Source organism: Streptomyces sp. NPDC002602 (genome assembly GCF_042889445.1).
Taxonomy (GTDB): Bacteria; Actinomycetota; Actinomycetes; order Streptomycetales; family Streptomycetaceae; genus Streptomyces.
The window spans coordinates 148,987-164,410 of the sequence record NZ_JBIAQX010000015.1; the positions used below are offsets into that span (position 1 = coordinate 148,987).

The following is a 15,424-nucleotide window of genomic DNA, read 5'->3' on the forward strand; positions in this document are numbered from 1 at the left end:
CACCCGACGGGAGCGTCGCTCCGGGCGGGTCAGGCGCGTGCCGGGCGGGTCAGGTGCTTGCCGGGCGGGTCAGGTGCTTGCCGGGCGGGTCAGGTGCTTGAAGGCGTCGAGGTTGTAGGTCGGTTCGCCGCGGGAGACCCGCCACTCGTACTCGCGGCGGATGGCGCTCGCGAAGCCGAGTTCCAGCAGGGTGTTGAAGGCGCCGTCCGCCGCCTCCAGGACGGTGCCCAGGAGTCGGTCCAGGTCGTCCGGGGTGACCACGGTCAGCGGGAGTCGGGCCGTCAGGTACACGTCGCCGAGGCGGTCGACGGCGTAGGCCATCCCGTACAGCTTGAGGTTGCGTTCCAGCAGCCAGCGGTGGACGCCCGCCTCGTTCTCGTCGGGGTGCCTGATGACGAAGGCGTTGACCGACAGGGAGTGCTTGCCGACCCGCAGCGAGCAGGTCGTGGAGAGCTTGCGGGTGCCGGGGAGCTGGACGACGTACGTGCCCGGGTCCGGGTTCTCCCAGCTCAGCTCGGCGCCGTTCAGAGTGGCTTCGATGATCGCGGCGGTTTCAGCCATGGTGGGAGCGTACGCGACGGCGATGATCATGCATGGCCGCGGTGTAGACGTCGGCCGTGCCCGCCGCCGCGGTGTCCCAGCCGAAGAACTGCGCGTGCCGGGCCGCCTCGCCGCCCATCCGGTCCGTGAGCCCCGGGTCGTCCACGAAACGCCGCAGCTCGCGGGCGTAGTCCACCGGGTCGTGGCCGGGCACGAGGATGCCCGTGACCCCGTCGTTGACGGCCACCGGCAGGCCGCCGACCTCGGCGGCCAGGACGGGCGTGCCCGTGGCCTGGGCCTCCAGGGCGACGAGCCCGAAGGATTCGTTGTACGAGGGCATGACCAGGACGGAGGCCGCGCGGAACCAGTCCGCGAGCCGGTCCTGCGCGACCGGCGGCTGGAAGTGCACGAGGTCCGCGATGCCGAGTTTCGCCGCGAGCTTCTGCAGCCCCTCCGGCTTGGCGAGTCCGCTGCCGCTCGGCCCGCCGACGACGGGGACGAAGAGCCGCCCGCGCAGCGTCGGGTCCCGGTCCACCAGCTCCGCGACGGCCCGCAGCAGGACGTCGGGGGCCTTGAGGGGTTGGATGCGGCCCGCGAAGAGGGGGATGACGGCGTCCTGGGGCAGCCCGAGGCGGGCGCGGGCGGCGGCGCGGCCGTCGCCGACGGTGAACCGGTCGAGGTTCACGCCGGGGTGGACGACGGCCACCTTCCCGGGGTCGGCCTCGTAGTGCCGTACGAGTTCGTCCGCCTCCTCGGCGGTGTTCGCGATCAGCCGGTCGGCGGCGGAGACGATCTGGGTCTCACCGATGACGCGGGCGGCCGGTTCGGGCGTGTCGCCCTCGGCCAGCGCGGCGTTCTTGACCTTGGCCATGGTGTGCATGGCGTGGACGAGGGGCACGCCCCAGCGTTCGGCGGCGAGCCACCCCACGTGGCCGGAGAGCCAGTAGTGGGAGTGGACGAGGTCGTAGTAGCCGGGGCGGTGCCCGGCCCAGGCCTGCATCACGCCGTGGGTGAAGGCGCACAACTGCGCCGGCAGCTCCTCCTTGGCGAGGCCCTCGTACGGGCCCGCGTCCACGTGTCGTACGAGGACGCCGGGGGCCAGCTCGACCGCCGGTGGAAGCCCTCCGGTGGTGGCCCGGGTGAAGATCTCGACCTCGATGTTGATCGCGGCGAGGCGCTTGGCGAGCTCGACGATGTACACGTTCATCCCGCCGGCGTCGCCGGTCCCCGGCTGGTGCAGCGGTGAGGTGTGCACGCTGAGCATGGCGACGCGGCGCGGCTTGCGGTGGTGGCCGACGGCCGGGAGGCGCAGGCGCGGCGGGTCGTGACGGGTGCTGCGGGCGGCGGCTATCCGACCGCTGATGCTGCCGCCGAGGCGGGACACGTACTGGCTCAAGGGAGCAGTTCCTCTCGCTCGGACGACTCGGGCGACTCGTACGACGCGTACACCGGGTGCCGCGCGGACGGCATGGCGAACGGAGCGCGGGCGGCGCTCTTCCAGAAGTGCAACCCGTACGGCCGTGCCCCGCATTCCGGCGGGCACCGTTTTCCTCGGTCGTTTGCCGGATTTTTATGTTGGGCGTGCGCTCCGCATACGCTCGGCGCATGGCCTCCCGCAGCACCCCGCCGCCCCCGAGACGCCCCGTGGGCACCGTGACGCGCGGGACCACGAACCCGAATCGTCTGCGTCGCATGGACCGCTGGATCGCGGCGACGCACGGGGCGGCGCTGCGGCGGGCGACGGCTCCCGTCGCTGTCGACCTCGGTTACGGGGCGGCGCCGTGGACGGCGGTGGAACTGCTGGCGCGGCTGCGCGCGGCGGCCCCCGCCGTGCGGGTGGTCGGCATCGAAATCGAGCCGGCCCGGGTGGCGGGTGCCAAGCCGTACGAGCGGGAGGGCCTCGACTTCCGGCACGGGGGCTTCGAGGTCCCCTTGGACGGCGGCGTGGCACCGATGCTGATCCGCGCCGCGAACGTGTTGCGCCAGTACGACGAGGAGCGGGTCGAGGAGGTGTGGCGGCTGCTGTGCGCCCGGCTGGCCCCCGGCGGGCTGCTCGTCGAGGGGACCTGCGACGAGATCGGGCGCCGGCACGTGTGGGTCGCGCTCGGTCCGCAGGGGCCGCGCACGGTGACGTTCGCGACCCGGCTGGGGTCGCTGGAGCGACCGTCGGACCTGGCCGAGCGGCTGCCGAAGGCGTTGATCCACCGGAACGTCCCGGGTGAGCCGGTGCACGCGTTCCTGCGCGACTTCGACCGGGCGTGGGCGGCGGCGGCCCCGTACGCCTCGTACGGGGCGCGGCAGCGCTGGATCCGCACGGCCCGTGCGCTGGCCGGGACTTGGCCGCTGGCGGACGGGCCGGTGCGGTGGAGGCAGGGGGAACTGACGGTGCGCTGGGAGGCATTGCGCCCGACGGGGTGAACCTCGCGTGTCGGGGAACCCGTGTCCGGAGCGACCCGTTGAGTCGTCAGGGGCGGGCGTGACGTGGCTGGTGATCGTCGGGGGGACATCCGCAAGGGTGTCGGAATTCACGGACTCGTGGCACCATCCCGAAGGCAGTGCCAAGTTACTGATGAATAGTCAGTTTCGGTGTGGGATGACATCGGTCTGACGCGGGGCACCTGGGGGGACCATGGGGACCGTGAAGCGAGCGCACCGACGGGGCGCATCCGCTCTCACACTGCTGTGCGCGATGGCGATGGTGACGGCCCCGGGCCTCGGACTCTCGGGGACGGCGCACGCGGCTCCCGCGGCTCCCTCCGTGCCCGGAGCGCCGGCGGCGCCCACGCCCGAACCGGGGGCGAAGTCCCTGGAGCAGATCCGCAAGGAGATAGAGGATCTGTACCGCCAGGCGGGAAGCGCCACGGACGCGTACAACCTCGCGGAGAGCGAGACGAAGGTCCAGTCGGAGCGGATCGTCCAGATCGCGCAGTTGATCGTGGCCGGCCGGGAGCGGATCACCGGGCTGAAGGACCGGGCAGGCGCCGCCGCCCGGGCCCAGTACCGCTCGGGCGGGCTGCCGGCGGGCGCGCGGCTGGTGCTGAGCGACAGCCCGAGCCAGTTCCTGGACTCCAAGAACCGGCTGCGGCAGGGCGAGAAGGCCACCACGGACCTGCTGACCGAGCTCGACCGCACCCAGCACGACCTCCAGCGGTACGCGAAGGACGCGAGCGCGGTCTGGCAGAAGCTGGAGACGAACCGGGTCGAGCGGGAGAAGTCCAAGAAGCGGATCGAGGAGAAGATCAAGGCCGCGCAGGACCTGGAGAGCAAGCTGGAGGCCGAGGAGAAGGCCCGGCTGCTCCAACTGGAACAGGAAGCCCAGTACAAGGCTCAGACGCAGTGGCTGTCGTCCGGCGCGATGAAGGACGTCAACGGCAAGGCGACGGACGCGGGCAAGAGGGCGGTGCAGTTCGCCACCGCCCAGATAGGCAAGCCGTACGTGTGGGGCGCCACGGGTCCGGGGTCGTTCGACTGCTCGGGCCTGACCTCACAGGCCTGGCTGGCCGCGGGGAAGGCCATCCCGCGCACCTCGCAGGAGCAGTTGCGGCTGCGGAAGGTCGCGGTGAAGGACATGCGGCCGGGCGATCTGATCATCTACTTCGACGACGCGAGCCATGTCGGGATGTACGTCGGGGACGGGGCCATGGTCCACGCGCCGCGCCCCGGCCGCGACGTGACGATGGCGGGCGCCGGCTCGATGCCGATCAAGGCGGTCGTCCGCCCGGACGCGTAGCCGCGGGGCCGCGGGGCGCGGGTCGTGGGGGTGCTGGGACGGTGGTCCTGCGGGGCCGTGGGTTCCCGGGCCCTGGCGGAGCCCGGGCCCGAGCCGCCACGGGCCTTGCCGGACCGGTGCGGGTCCCGGGCGGCCCCGGTGCCTGGCCGGGCGCGTGCGGCCCGGTGCCCTCCGGTGGGTGCCGTCCGGTGGGCTGGGTCGGGGCGGGGCGGGCCTGGTCGAGACGGGCCGGGGGCTCTCCGTACAGCCCCCTTTGGTCCGGGGTGCGTGGTGAAGCCCACATCGGGGCATCTCGGCAGGCGGGGCCCTGTCCTCCACACCGTGAGCTTGGTCATCCCATCAGCCCGCATTTCCCCCGCGATAACGGCATATGACGGAGGCCCTACCCGGGACCTCCACCGAACCGCCATTCCGCTCCCCCGTTCCGGCCCGCTAGGGTCGAGCGCATGAGCGCACCCTCGGGGGGAGGGAAGGAACCGGAGACGATGCCCCTACCCATACCGCGGCAGAGGGAGAACCTCGCCACGGAGGGCGGCCAGGCCCTGTTGGCCACCGCCGTCGAGCACGTCCCGACCACCATCCCCGTCCCCGTACCCGCGCAGACGTCCCTGACCCTCCTGGTCATCGAGGACGATCCCGCGGGCGGCCTCACCGTGCCCGAGATGCTCGGCGCCGACGGCCATCGCATACGGCTGCGCACCGCCCGCAACCTCACCGAGGCCACCCGGCTGCTCACTCCCGACGTGCACTGCATCCTGCTGGACCTGTCGCTCGCGAACCCGGGGCCCGGTGCCGCGGACGACCGGTTCGCCACGCTCCGCGAGGTCCTGCGGCTCGCCCCGCGTCACGCCGTACTGGTGCTGACCGCCGAGGCGGACGCGGAGCACGCCGCCGAGGCGGTACGGGTGGGCGCCCAGGACTACCTCTTCCGCGACGAGCTCGACGGCCGGCTGCTGAGCCGGGCCATCCGCTACGCCGTGGAGAGAAAGCGGGCCGACATAGCCCAGTACAAGCTCGCGGAATCGAAACTCCGGGCCCAGGAGAACGCCCGCCTGGAGCGCGGACTGCTCCCGAACCCCCTTCTGGAGGGTTCCGACCTCCGCTTCGCCGCCCGCTACCGGCCCGGCCGCAGCCGGGCCCTGCTCGGCGGGGACTTCTACGACACGGTCCGCACCCCGGACGGCACCGTGCACGCGATGATCGGCGACGTCTGCGGCCACGGCCCCGACGAGGCCGCCCTCGGTGTCGAGCTGCGCATCGCCTGGCGCGCGCTGACCCTCGCGGGACTGTGCGGGGACGATCTGCTGGCCACCCTCCAGGAGGTGCTGGAGGTGGAGCGCCCCTGCGAGGAGATCTTCGCGACGCTGTGCACCGTGGACATCGCCCCGGACGGCCGGCGCGCCGGCCTCTGCCTGGCCGGTCACCCGGCGCCGTTGATCTCCAGGCCGGGTCGGGCCGCGCGGCTCCTCCCGTACGAGAACAGCGGGCCGGCGCTCGGGCTGCTCCCCAAGGCCCGCTGGCCCCGCCGCCAGGTGGAGCTGGGCGGGACCTGGAGCCTCATGCTCTACACCGACGGCCTCATCGAGGGGAAGATCGGCGAGGGCAAGGAAAGGCTCGGACAGGACGGAATGGTCGAGATGATCAACCGGCACCTGGATCAGGGGCTGAGCGGTGAGAGCCTCTTGGAGGCTTCCGTCACCGAGGCCCGGCGCCTCAACGGCGGCGAGCTGACCGACGACGTCGCCGTGGTCCTGCTCTCCCGCGCGGAGGGCTGAGCCTCTCCCGCGCGGAGAGCCGGGCCCGGCGCGCGGCGCCGGGCCCCTCACCGGGGTCGCCCCCGGTGGGGAGTGTCTATCGGCCGCCGTTGTACGGACCGTACGGACCGTCGCTGCTGCTGCCGCCGCTGCGCCGACCGCCGCCCGAGACCTGCTTCAGGGCGGGTCGGACGTCGACCATGAAGACGATGGAGGCCACCAGGCCGGCGATCTGCAGGAACAGCATCCCGAGGAAGAAGTCCACGAGGATCGTGATGCCGAGGATGACCAGCCAGAAGGTCTTGGTCTTCTTGTCGGCCGCCCGGTAGGCATCGTCGCGCGCCATCAGCGCCAACACGAAGGCCACGACGGCGAGCGCCAGCATGGCGTACCCGAGCAACGGGACGACCCCGTTGTCGAAACCGTTCATCAACATCGCCTCGACCACCTTCTTCCGCGTCGGATGCCCTTCGCCCCCACGCTACCGGGGGAAGCGGCCCTCACCCATGACAACGGACCGGACACCTTCCCGGTGCCCGGTCCGTCGCCCGTCCGATCTGCTCTGTCGCCGGTCGTGTCAGCTCTTGTCGCCGGTCGCGGCGACCGTCTTCTTCGCCGTGCTCTTGCGCGCCGTGGTCTTCCGGGCGGACGGCTTCTCCTCGGCGGAGGCGGAGGCGTCGGCGTCGGCGGAGGCGTCGGCGTCGGCGGAGGCGTCGGCGGCTACCGGCTCCGCGGCCGGCTCCGGCTTCGCGGGCGCCGCCGGCTCCACGACCTCGGCGATGTCGACGATCTCGTCGGTCAGCTCGCCGCGCCAGGCCCGTACGGCCTGCTCGCCGTGCTCGGCGACCTTGTCGTAGGTCTCCTTGGCGCGCACCGCGTACTCGGCGGCCACGCCCACGCCGCGCAGGGCCAGGTCCTGGGCGGTCTCGCCCAGCTTCTTCGGGTCGATCGACCCGAAGACCTCGGCGACCTTGGCGGTGACCGTCTCCTGCGCCCCCTTGGCCCGCTCCTGGACGACCTTCGGGTCCGTGTTCTTCACGGCCTCGATGCGTGCGGGGGCGTCGGCGCGCAGCTGCTCGATGAACCCGGGCACCTTCTTGGCCTGCTGCACCGCGAGGTCGGCGGTGCCGGCGGCGAAGTAGAGCGGGGTCGGGTCGGTGAGGGTCTTCTTCAGGTCATCGGCGATGGCCATGTGCTGGTCCTCCCGGATCACAGTCGGTTCGTTTGGGGCGGCTCGTCGTCGGCATCGACCGCCGCGGCGGCGTCGGCGGCTGCCGCGGCCGGCGCGTTCTCCTTGCGGAACGAGTCGTAGATCTGGAGCAGCACCTGCTTCTGCCGCTCGTTGAGGGACGGGTCGGCGAGTATGACGGCCCGCGTCTCGACCTCGTCCCGATCCCGCTCGTCCAGGATTCCGGCCTGCACGTACAGCGTCTCCGCGGAGATCCGCAGCGCCTTGGCCAGTTGCTGGAGGATGTCCGCGCTCGGCTTGCGCAGCCCGCGCTCGATCTGGCTCAGGTACGGGTTCGACACCCCTGCGGCGTCGGCCAGTTGCCGCAGCGAAAGCTGGGCCTGTCGCCGTTGCTCACGGAGGTATTCGCCGAGGTTCCCGACGTTGAGCGATGCCATGCCCCGATCCTGCCGCACCTTGCTAACTATTGCAAGCAGACGCTTGCAATAGCTCCCACTCCGTGAGGGACGACACCCGGCCGGGGCACTCCCGCGCGCGTGCCCCGGCCGGGGGCCCGTGACTCAGAGGTCGAGGGCGCTCAGGTCGAGCTCCTTCAGGCGTTCCGGGTCGACCAGGACGTCGATGGCGACGATCCTGGCGCCGACGACCGTGAAGGCCATCATCGACAGGCGGCGGCCGTCCATCACGACCATGACGCCGGCGGTCCCGTTGATCAGCGCGGGGCGGGCGAACGGCGACAGGGAACCGAAGGTGATCGCCTGCGAGGCCACCGTGCGGGCGCCGTTGAACACAAGCGTGTGGCGGGCGCGCGTCACGCCGCCGTCGGAGCGCAGGACCACGTCGGGGTCGAGCACCGAGACGAGCGCCTCGAAGTCGCCGTCCCGCGCCGCGGCGAAGAACGCGCTGACCACCTGGCGCTGGAGCCCGAGGTCCGGATCGGGGGCGGGCGCCCTGCCGCGCACCCGGCGGCGGGCCCGGCTCGCGAGCTGCCGGGTCGCGGCCGGGGTCTTCTCGATCATCGGGGCGATCTCGTCGAAGGGCACGGCGAACATGTCGTGCAGGACGAACGCGAGCCGCTCGGCCGGCGCCAGCGATTCGAGGACGACCAGCAGCGCCAGGCCCAGGGAGTCCGCCAACAGGGCCTGCTGTTCCGGGTGGAGACCGTCCTCGCCGCTGACGATCGGGTCGGGGGTCCGGGACTCCAAGGGGTCCTCGCGGCGGGTCGCCCGGGAACGCAGCATGTTCAGGCACACCCGGCCGACGACCGTGGTCAGCCAGGCCGCCATGTTCTCGATGGCGTCGGCGTCGGTGCGGTCCAGGCGCAACCAGGCCTCTTGGACCGCGTCATCGGCCTCGCTGAGCGAGCCGAGCATCCGGTAGGCCACCGCTGTCAGCCTCGGCCTGTGCTCCTCGAACCGATCCGCCCGCCATGCCCCGTGGTCCACCGCGCGTCCCCTCCCCCGTCGGTCCCGGCCCGCCCCTCCGTCGACTCCCCCGGAACGGTGGGCCGTTCAGGCTCCCGGTCGGGCGCCGATCACCACGTTCGCATACAGCTCCCGCGAGCCGACGGCCCGTACGGTGAGGCCGCCCGCCGCCAGGGCCGACGCCGTCACCGGGGACTGCCGGGCGCTCGTCTCGATCAGCAGGTGTCCGCCCGGTGCCAGCCAGCGCAGCGCCCCGGCCGCGACCCGGCGGTGGACGTCCAGACCGTCGGCGCCGCCGTCCAGGGTGGTCAGCGGTTCGTGCTCGCGGGCCTCCGGCGGCAGGAAGCCGATCTCCCGCGTGGGCACGTAGGGGGCGTTGACCACCAGGACGTCCACCCGCCCCGCCAGGCCCTCGGGCAGCGCCGCGTACAGGTCGCCCCGGTGGACGGTCCCGCCGTACGGGGCCACGTTCCGGCGGGCGTAGCCGACGGCCACCTCGTCGATGTCCGACGCGTGCAGTTCGACGCCCGGGACCTGCGAGGCCACCGCCGCGCCCAGCGCGCCCACGCCGCAGCACAGGTCGACGACCACCGCGCCGGGCCGGGCCAGCGCCACGGCCTCCCGGGCGAGGAACTCGCTGCGCCGGCGCGGTACGAACACCCCCTCGCCCACCTCCATGCGCAGGCCGCAGAAGCCGGCCCAGCCCACCACCAGCTCCAGGGGCTCGCCGGCGACCCGGCGGGCCAGCATGCCCGCCAGGTGTCCTTCGTCCCGCGCGGCGGCCGTCAGCAGGTCCGCCTCCTCCTCCGCGAAGACACAGCCGGCCGCGCGCAGGCGTTCCACGAGTGTTGCCACGTACCTCAGTCCTCGGTTTCCCATCCGGTGACGTCCAGCGTCTCCAGCCGTGCCGGATCCGCCAGGATGTCGATGGCGACGATACGGCCGCCGCGCACGGTCCGTTCGTGCCCCTCACCCACAATGACTCCGCGCCCGCCCCGCATGTGACGGGGTACGGGAACGGGCCGGTCAGAACACGTCCGGGCACCACGGCCGGCGAGCCGTGCGGAAGGCCGCGTCGGCGAGCGCCAACGCCCCCGGCCGCACCTCCGTGACCTGCCCCAGCGCGGCCAACCGGACCGCCGACTCGTCGCCGAGGTACAGGGACCCCAACGCGGACACGTCGAGACGCAGGTCGGCGGGCTCCTCCGTACGGGCGCAGCCCCCGGTGCCCGTGTCCAGCCGGTAGCGCCCGTCGGCCAGGCTCGCCGCGTCGGTCACCTCCAGGACGAGGACCCCCGGCACGGCGTACGTCCGCGCGCCCAGCGCCCGTACGACGTCGAGCACCCGCACCCACAGGAAGTCGGCGGCGGTCACCAGGCGTGCGGCCCGCGGATCGGGCAGCAGCAGCGGGACGAGGTCGTCGGGGGCCCGATAGCCGGTGCGGACCTTCTGCACCCAGTCGATGGAGCACAGGAAGTGCCACAGGGCCCGCTGCGCGTCGACGGTGACCGCGATCAGGTCCTTGACCCGCACGGTGTTCTGCGGGAGCTTCGCGTCGCTCCAGTGGTCGTCGGCCCGGTAGACGGCGATCCCGGCGGGTTCGCCGTCGGCCGTGCGGTAGACGGCGTGGAACGACTCCTTGTAGGGGCGGTGGGACATCTGCTCCGTGCCGGACGCCAGGTTCCACCAGCGGTCGTCGCGGTTCACGGTGCCGTGCGCGTGCGCGCGCAGCCGCTCGTGGAGGGCGACGCCGATCCGCCGGGCCTCGGCCGCGTCCACCAGGTCGATCCGCCCGCCGTCCCCGGGCCCGGACCGGCGCGGGTCCAGGCCGGTGCGGGCCACCTCGATCTCCCACTCGGCGATCGAGGCGGCCGGCCCGTAGCCGTACCGGCCGTAGATCGGGTACTCGGCGGCGATCAGCGTGGACAACACGTCGCCGCGATCCTTCGCGGCCGTCAGGTCGGCGCGCATCATCCGTGTCAGCAGGCCCCGGCGGCGGTGCGTGGGCGACACGGTGACGTTGGAGACGGCGTCGGCGACGACGACGGCCCCGCCGGGAACGGTCAGCTCCTGCGAGAAGGACCGGAAGGTGGCGACGCAGCGGCCGGTCTCGGAGTCGAAGGCGCCCCGGGTGCGGGCCAGATCGCCGTACTCGGCCCGTTGGGCGACGTCGGAGTCGGTGACCGGGGCGGTGGTGAGGAAGCCGGTGTTCAGGGCTCGGAGCCAGTCGGGGAGTTCGGAGGCGGCGATCGGCCGGACGTCGGTGCTCATGGCCGGCCACGCTAACCGCCGCGCCGCGGGCCCGTCGCCTGAATTTCCGCCGCCCCGAAGGGGCCCGCTCACCGCCGGCCCCGGCGCCCCCGCGGCTGGTGCCGTGGCCGGAAGGGTTTGCCGGCCACGGCACTACGCCAGCAGGTCGTCCACCTGTGCCTCGCCCTCCCGGTACCGGCGGGTGATCTCCGCGCCGGCCTCGTCGGCGGTGCGCTGCAACTGTTGCCGGCGCCGGGAGACCTGCTGCTCGTAGCGCACCAAGCGGCCCATCGCCTCGTGCAGTTCGTCGTCCGTGCGGGCGCCCAGGTCCGACAGCTCAACGTCGCAGAGCATCTCCGCCTCCAGCAGCCGGAACGCCTCGCTGTGCGGGGCGGCGAGCGTGACGTGCCGGGCCGAGGCGCTGCGGCTGGACGGGGCGTCGGCGAGGATCTCCGAGAGCCGGTCCACCACCGGCGTCTCGGGGTTCGCGCGCCGGGCCGCCTCGGGGTCGCAGCGGCGGGCGAGTTCGGCGCGCAGGATGTCGATGCGGCCGTGCAGGAGTCTGCGTACGTAGCTGAAATCGGCCTCGTCGCGTTGCGCGTCCCGGCGCAGGGCACGCAGTTCGGGCAGCCCGAGGGCGGTGGCGGGGGTGGTCGGCCCCTGCGACTCGCCGGTGCGCTGCGCGGGAGGTCTCAGCGCCGCCGCCGCGACGTCGGCGGTCGTGGCCGTCGTCGCCGAAGCGGGCGCAGGTACGGAGGTACCAGAAAGATTCATGTGAACGTGTCCGTCCCCTCGACCGGTGCCGGAGGCACCGCCTGCGTGCATCGTGCCACTGTCCGTGGTGTGGATGCAGTCCCACTGCACCCGATCGGCCCCGGACGGGTGCACGCCTGATACACAGGTGGTATGCGAGCAGTGGTGCAGAGGGTGGACGGCGCGAGCGTCGTGGTGGCCGGCGAAACCGTCGGGGAGATCGTCGGCGAGGGACTGTGCGTCCTGGTGGGGGTCACCCACGACGACACCCCGGAGAAGGCGGAGCTGCTGGCCCGCAAGCTGTGGTCGGTGCGGATCCTGGAGGCGGAGAAGTCCTGCAGCGACGTGAACGCCCCGCTGCTGGTGATCTCCCAGTTCACGCTCTACGGAGACGCCCGCAAGGGCCGCCGCCCCACCTGGAACGCGGCGGCGCCCGGACCGGTGGCCGAGCCGCTGGTCGACGAGGTCGTGGCGCGGCTGCGGGCGCTGGGCGCGACGGTGGAGACGGGCCGGTTCGGGGCGGACATGCGCGTCTCGCTGACCAACCACGGCCCGTTCACCATCGTCATCGACGTGTAGGGCGCGCCGTGACGGTGCCCCGCGCGGGCCCGTCACGGCGCGACGACACCCGGGCCCGTCACGGCGCGACGACGACCTCCTGCGCGGCGGCCGTCTTCCCGACGAGCAGCGGCGCGTCCGGCGGGACGTTCCGCTTGACCAGCGCCAACGCGATCGGCCCCAGTTCGTGGTGGCGGACGGCGGTGGTCACGAAGCCCAGTTGCCGGCCCTCCTCGCCGTCGGCGGCGAGCCGTACGGGCGTGCCGTGCGCCGGGAGCAGCACCTCGGAGCCGTCCAGGTGCAGGAACACCAGCCGGCGCGGGGGCTTCCCCAGGTTGTGGACACGGGCGACGGTCTCCTGCCCCCGGTAGCAGCCCTTCTGGAGGTGGACGGCGGTGCCGATCCAGCCCAGCTCGTGGGGGATGGTGCGGTGGTCGGTCTCCAGGCCCAGGCGCGGCCGGTGCGACTCCACGCGCAGGGCCTCGTACGCCAGGAGGCCCGCGGCGGGGCCGTGCGCGGCGGCGAACGACTCCAGGTCCTCGCGGGGCACGAAGACGTCCCGGCCGTACGCGGTCTCGCGGACGGCGAGTTCCTTGGCCACCTCGGCGATCGAGCCGGCCGGCAGGTGGACGACGGCGAACTCGGCCGTGCGGTCGGCGACTTCGACGCGGTAGAAGAACTTCATGGACTCCAGGTAGGCGATGAGCGCCTCCTGGGTGTCGGGCTCGACGTGCACCCAGACCGTCTCGCCGTCGTCGACGAGGTACAGGGCGTGCTCGATGTGCCCGTTGGCGGAGAGGATCAGCGCCTCGGTGGCCTGTCCGGGCGGCAGGTCGGTCACGTGTTGGGTGAGCAGCAGGTGCAGCCAGCTCAGCCGGTCCGCGCCGTTGACGGTGACGACCCCGCGGTGGGAGAGGTCGACGAAGCCCCGGCCGTCCGCGAGGGCACGTTGTTCGCCGTACAGCTCTCCGTAGTGGGCGGCGACGCCCTCGTCGCGGCCTTCGGCCGGTACGGCGCCGGGGAGATGGAGCAAGGGGCTGCTGGTCATGTCACCAGCGTACGACCCCGGACCCGACGATCCCACGGGGTGTCCCGCGGCGGTGCTACGCCTCGGCGGCGCGGTGCTTGGCGGCGTCCTTCGCGCAGAGCCCGAAGATCGCGAAGTGCTTCATGTCGGTCTCGAAGCCGAAGGTGGAGCGGAGCTTCGCGGTGAACTCGGCGGCCACGTCCAGATCGGCCTCGATCACCTCGGCGCAGTCGCGGCACACCAGGTGGATGTGGTGGTGCCGGTCGGCGAGGTGGTAGGTGGGGGCGCCGTGTCCGAGGTGGGCGTGCGAGACCAGTTTGAGCTCCTCCAGGAGCTCCAGCGTGCGGTAGACGGTGGAGATGTTGACCCCGGAGGCCGTCTTGCGGACCTCGACGAGGATCTCGTCGGGGGTCGCGTGCTCCAGCGCGTCGACCGCTTCGAGCACGAGTTGGCGCTGCGGGGTCAGCCGGTATCCGCGCTGCCGCAGGTCGCTCTTCCAGTCGAGTCCGCCGTCGGCGGTCCCGGTGTCCTCGGTGCTCACCACCCGGCCAGTGTAAGCGCGCGAAAGGGACCGCGGGCGGTCCCGGGGTCCCCTTCTCGCACAGGCTGTGGAAAACGGCCGATCAGCGGAAGAACGCGATGCCGTCGTCCGGCATGTCCGGCAGGTTGCGCGCCATGTCGGCGATCTCCTCCGGGGTGACGACCTTCTTGAGCTGGGCCGACATGTAGGGGCGCAGCTCGACGTCGGGCGTGGCCTTCTCGCCGACCCACATCAGGTCGCTCTTGACGTAGCCGTACAGCCGCTTGCCGCCGCTGTACGGGCCGGAGGCCGCCGTGCGGGCCACCGCGTCGGTGACGACGTCGATCTGCGGCTTCTGGTCGGCGAGGTCGCCGTACCAGACCTCGACGACGCCCTGGTCGCGGACCATGACGATCTCGACCTTGCGGTCCTTGTCGATGCGCCAGTAGCCGGACTCGGATTCGAGCGGCCGCACCTTGTTGCCCTCGGAGTCGAGCACCCAGGTGTGGGAGGTGTACTCCAGGAAGTCCCGGCCGTCGTGGCTGAAGACGACTTCCTGGCCGAAGTTGCACTTCTCCTCGCCGGGGAAGTCGAAGACTCCCGCACCCTCCCAGTTGCCGAGGAGGAAGGCGAGCGGGACGAGGCCCGGGTTCAGGTCGGACGGGATCTGGATCATGTGTGCTCAGGCGATCTGTGGGAGGGATCCGGGAGGGACGACTGCCGATCAGGGGGTCAGCGCTGGCCCTGGTACAGCTTCTTCACGGCCAGGGCGGTGAAGGCGAGCACGCCGACGCAGACCAGGACCAGCAGGGCGGAGAAGAAAGTCTCAAGCACGGGAGGTGCTCCTCGGAGGTTGCGTTCGGGGGGTCCCCCCGGGACGGAGTCCCCGGAGGTACGGGGCCGGTCCCCCAGCCTACTGGCCCGGGGCCCGGCGCACTCTGCGAGGTGGGCCGTACCGGTGGCGGGCCCGGCGGCCGGGCCCTGCCCGCCGGGGCGCGTCATTCGTCGCGGCGGTGCTTCCCGTCGAGTTCGTCCCACCACTCGTCCGACTTCTTGTCGCCCGAGGGGTCGTCCCACCAGCGGTCGTCCGGGCCGCGCCGGTTCGCCATCATCGCGGCGACCGGCGGGATGACCATGGCGACGACGCACATCGCCACGGCGGCCGGCACGGAGAAGAGCCGTACGAAGGACCAGGCCGAGACGAAGAGGAAAAGGCAGCCGCCCATCATGAGGAAGTAGGCGCGGCGTCGCCGGGCGTACATGCCTCCAGCGTAGGTCCGGGGCGGGCCCTCGCGCACGGGCCGGGACGGCACGAAGGGCCGCACCCCGTTCCAGTGGCGTCCAACCCCCTGGGGTGCGGCCCTCCGGCCGTTCTCGTGTGGAGCGATCAGACGGCGATGGCCACGTCCGTCACGCCGCCGGCGTCCGCGACGACGACGGCACGGTCCGCCTGGCCGCCCGGGACGAGTGCCCGCAGCGTCCAGGAACCGGTGGCCGCGTAGAAGCGGAACTGGCCGGTCGCGGAGGTCGGGACCTCCGCGGTGAACTCGCCGGTCGAGTCCAGCAGCCGCACGTAACCGACGACGGGCTCGCCGTCCTTGGTCACCTGGCCCTGGATGGCGGTCTCACCGGGCTTGAGGGTGGCGAGGTCGGGCCCGCCGGTCTTTGCTCCACACATG

Annotated in this window: 18 protein-coding genes; 4 read left to right on the top strand and 14 right to left on the bottom strand. The window is 72.6% G+C overall.

The features are described from left to right. Window positions 1–69: 69 nt before the first annotated feature. Together ACFYW3_RS30415 and mshA are read right to left on the bottom strand one after the other, a co-directional pair. Entirely contained in the window at window positions 70–561 is a 492-nt protein-coding gene (locus ACFYW3_RS30415; RefSeq protein ID WP_389387946.1) for a YbjN domain-containing protein, read from the bottom strand. Beyond that, window positions 554–1,936, bottom strand: a complete 1,383-nt coding sequence (gene mshA / locus ACFYW3_RS30420) for a D-inositol-3-phosphate glycosyltransferase (protein ID WP_266948911.1) — start codon at window positions 1,934–1,936, stop codon at window positions 554–556. Before mshA ends, ACFYW3_RS30415 begins: the two co-directional genes overlap by 8 nt. A gap of 209 nt (window positions 1,937–2,145) precedes the next feature. Here mshA and ACFYW3_RS30425 point away from each other — a divergent pair, with 209 nt between their 5' ends. The 3 genes from ACFYW3_RS30425 to ACFYW3_RS30435 all read left to right on the top strand — a co-directional run bounded on the left by ACFYW3_RS30425 (window position 2,146) and on the right by ACFYW3_RS30435 (window position 6,045). After that, the gene (locus ACFYW3_RS30425) at window positions 2,146–2,958 is read left to right on the top strand and encodes a class I SAM-dependent methyltransferase (protein WP_351753513.1); all 813 of its coding nucleotides are present in this window, start codon (window positions 2,146–2,148) and stop codon (window positions 2,956–2,958) included. 211 nt (window positions 2,959–3,169) lie between these two features. Then, window positions 3,170–4,270 carry an NlpC/P60 family protein gene (locus ACFYW3_RS30430; protein ID WP_351753510.1) on the top strand — a complete coding sequence of 367 codons (1,101 nt, stop codon included), beginning with the start codon at window positions 3,170–3,172 and terminating at the stop codon, window positions 4,268–4,270. A gap of 485 nt (window positions 4,271–4,755) precedes the next feature. Next, window positions 4,756–6,045 carry a PP2C family protein-serine/threonine phosphatase gene (locus ACFYW3_RS30435; RefSeq protein WP_389387947.1) on the top strand — a complete coding sequence of 430 codons (1,290 nt, stop codon included), beginning with the start codon at window positions 4,756–4,758 and terminating at the stop codon, window positions 6,043–6,045. A 76-nt stretch (window positions 6,046–6,121) separates the two neighbouring features. Here ACFYW3_RS30435 and ACFYW3_RS30440 read toward each other — a convergent pair whose 3' ends face one another. The 7 genes from ACFYW3_RS30440 to ACFYW3_RS30470 form a co-directional block, all read right to left on the bottom strand. Continuing rightward, window positions 6,122–6,460, bottom strand: a complete 339-nt coding sequence (locus ACFYW3_RS30440) for a DUF2516 family protein (protein WP_351753505.1) — start codon at window positions 6,458–6,460, stop codon at window positions 6,122–6,124. A gap of 141 nt (window positions 6,461–6,601) precedes the next feature. After that, window positions 6,602–7,216: a hypothetical protein gene (locus tag ACFYW3_RS30445; protein ID WP_389387948.1), complete on the bottom strand. Its 615-nt coding sequence runs from the start codon at window positions 7,214–7,216 to the stop codon at window positions 6,602–6,604. Window positions 7,217–7,233: 17 nt separating this feature from the next. Beyond that, window positions 7,234–7,650 carry a helix-turn-helix transcriptional regulator gene (locus ACFYW3_RS30450; protein ID WP_351753500.1) on the bottom strand — a complete coding sequence of 139 codons (417 nt, stop codon included), beginning with the start codon at window positions 7,648–7,650 and terminating at the stop codon, window positions 7,234–7,236. A gap of 123 nt (window positions 7,651–7,773) precedes the next feature. Then, window positions 7,774–8,658, bottom strand: coding sequence for an RNA polymerase sigma factor SigJ (sigJ, locus tag ACFYW3_RS30455; RefSeq protein WP_389387949.1), 885 nt, complete (start codon window positions 8,656–8,658; stop codon window positions 7,774–7,776). Window positions 8,659–8,724: 66 nt separating this feature from the next. Continuing rightward, on the bottom strand, window positions 8,725–9,516 hold the full coding sequence (locus ACFYW3_RS30460; protein WP_389387950.1) for a putative protein N(5)-glutamine methyltransferase: 792 nt from the start codon (window positions 9,514–9,516) through the stop codon (window positions 8,725–8,727). A 147-nt stretch (window positions 9,517–9,663) separates the two neighbouring features. Beyond that, a complete protein-coding gene (locus tag ACFYW3_RS30465) occupies window positions 9,664–10,908 on the bottom strand; it encodes a GNAT family N-acetyltransferase (protein WP_389387951.1) in 1,245 nt (414 codons plus the stop codon). Between the two features lie 132 nt (window positions 10,909–11,040). Then, entirely contained in the window at window positions 11,041–11,661 is a 621-nt protein-coding gene (locus ACFYW3_RS30470) for an AmfC protein (protein WP_351753490.1), read from the bottom strand. 132 nt (window positions 11,662–11,793) lie between these two features. On the opposite strand from ACFYW3_RS30470, the gene dtd reads away from it, so the two are divergent. Continuing rightward, complete coding sequence (gene dtd / locus ACFYW3_RS30475; RefSeq protein ID WP_053680800.1) at window positions 11,794–12,219, top strand: D-aminoacyl-tRNA deacylase; 426 nt, start codon at window positions 11,794–11,796, stop codon at window positions 12,217–12,219. 58 nt (window positions 12,220–12,277) lie between these two features. On the opposite strand, the gene ACFYW3_RS30480 is transcribed toward dtd, so the two are convergent. From ACFYW3_RS30480 to ACFYW3_RS30500, 5 genes are all read right to left on the bottom strand, one after another. Next, the gene (locus ACFYW3_RS30480) at window positions 12,278–13,246 is read right to left on the bottom strand and encodes a YgfZ/GcvT domain-containing protein (RefSeq protein WP_389387952.1); all 969 of its coding nucleotides are present in this window, start codon (window positions 13,244–13,246) and stop codon (window positions 12,278–12,280) included. A gap of 55 nt (window positions 13,247–13,301) precedes the next feature. Then, entirely contained in the window at window positions 13,302–13,769 is a 468-nt protein-coding gene (locus ACFYW3_RS30485) for a transcriptional repressor (RefSeq protein ID WP_351753486.1), read from the bottom strand. Window positions 13,770–13,848: 79 nt separating this feature from the next. Beyond that, window positions 13,849–14,421, bottom strand: coding sequence for an FABP family protein (locus ACFYW3_RS30490; RefSeq protein WP_351381517.1), 573 nt, complete (start codon window positions 14,419–14,421; stop codon window positions 13,849–13,851). 322 nt (window positions 14,422–14,743) lie between these two features. Next, window positions 14,744–15,007, bottom strand: coding sequence for a DUF3099 domain-containing protein (locus tag ACFYW3_RS30495; RefSeq protein ID WP_267801255.1), 264 nt, complete (start codon window positions 15,005–15,007; stop codon window positions 14,744–14,746). Window positions 15,008–15,132: 125 nt separating this feature from the next. Continuing rightward, window positions 15,133–15,423: a DUF1416 domain-containing protein gene (locus ACFYW3_RS30500; RefSeq protein ID WP_053680793.1), complete on the bottom strand. Its 291-nt coding sequence runs from the start codon at window positions 15,421–15,423 to the stop codon at window positions 15,133–15,135. Window position 15,424: the final 1 nt, after the last annotated feature.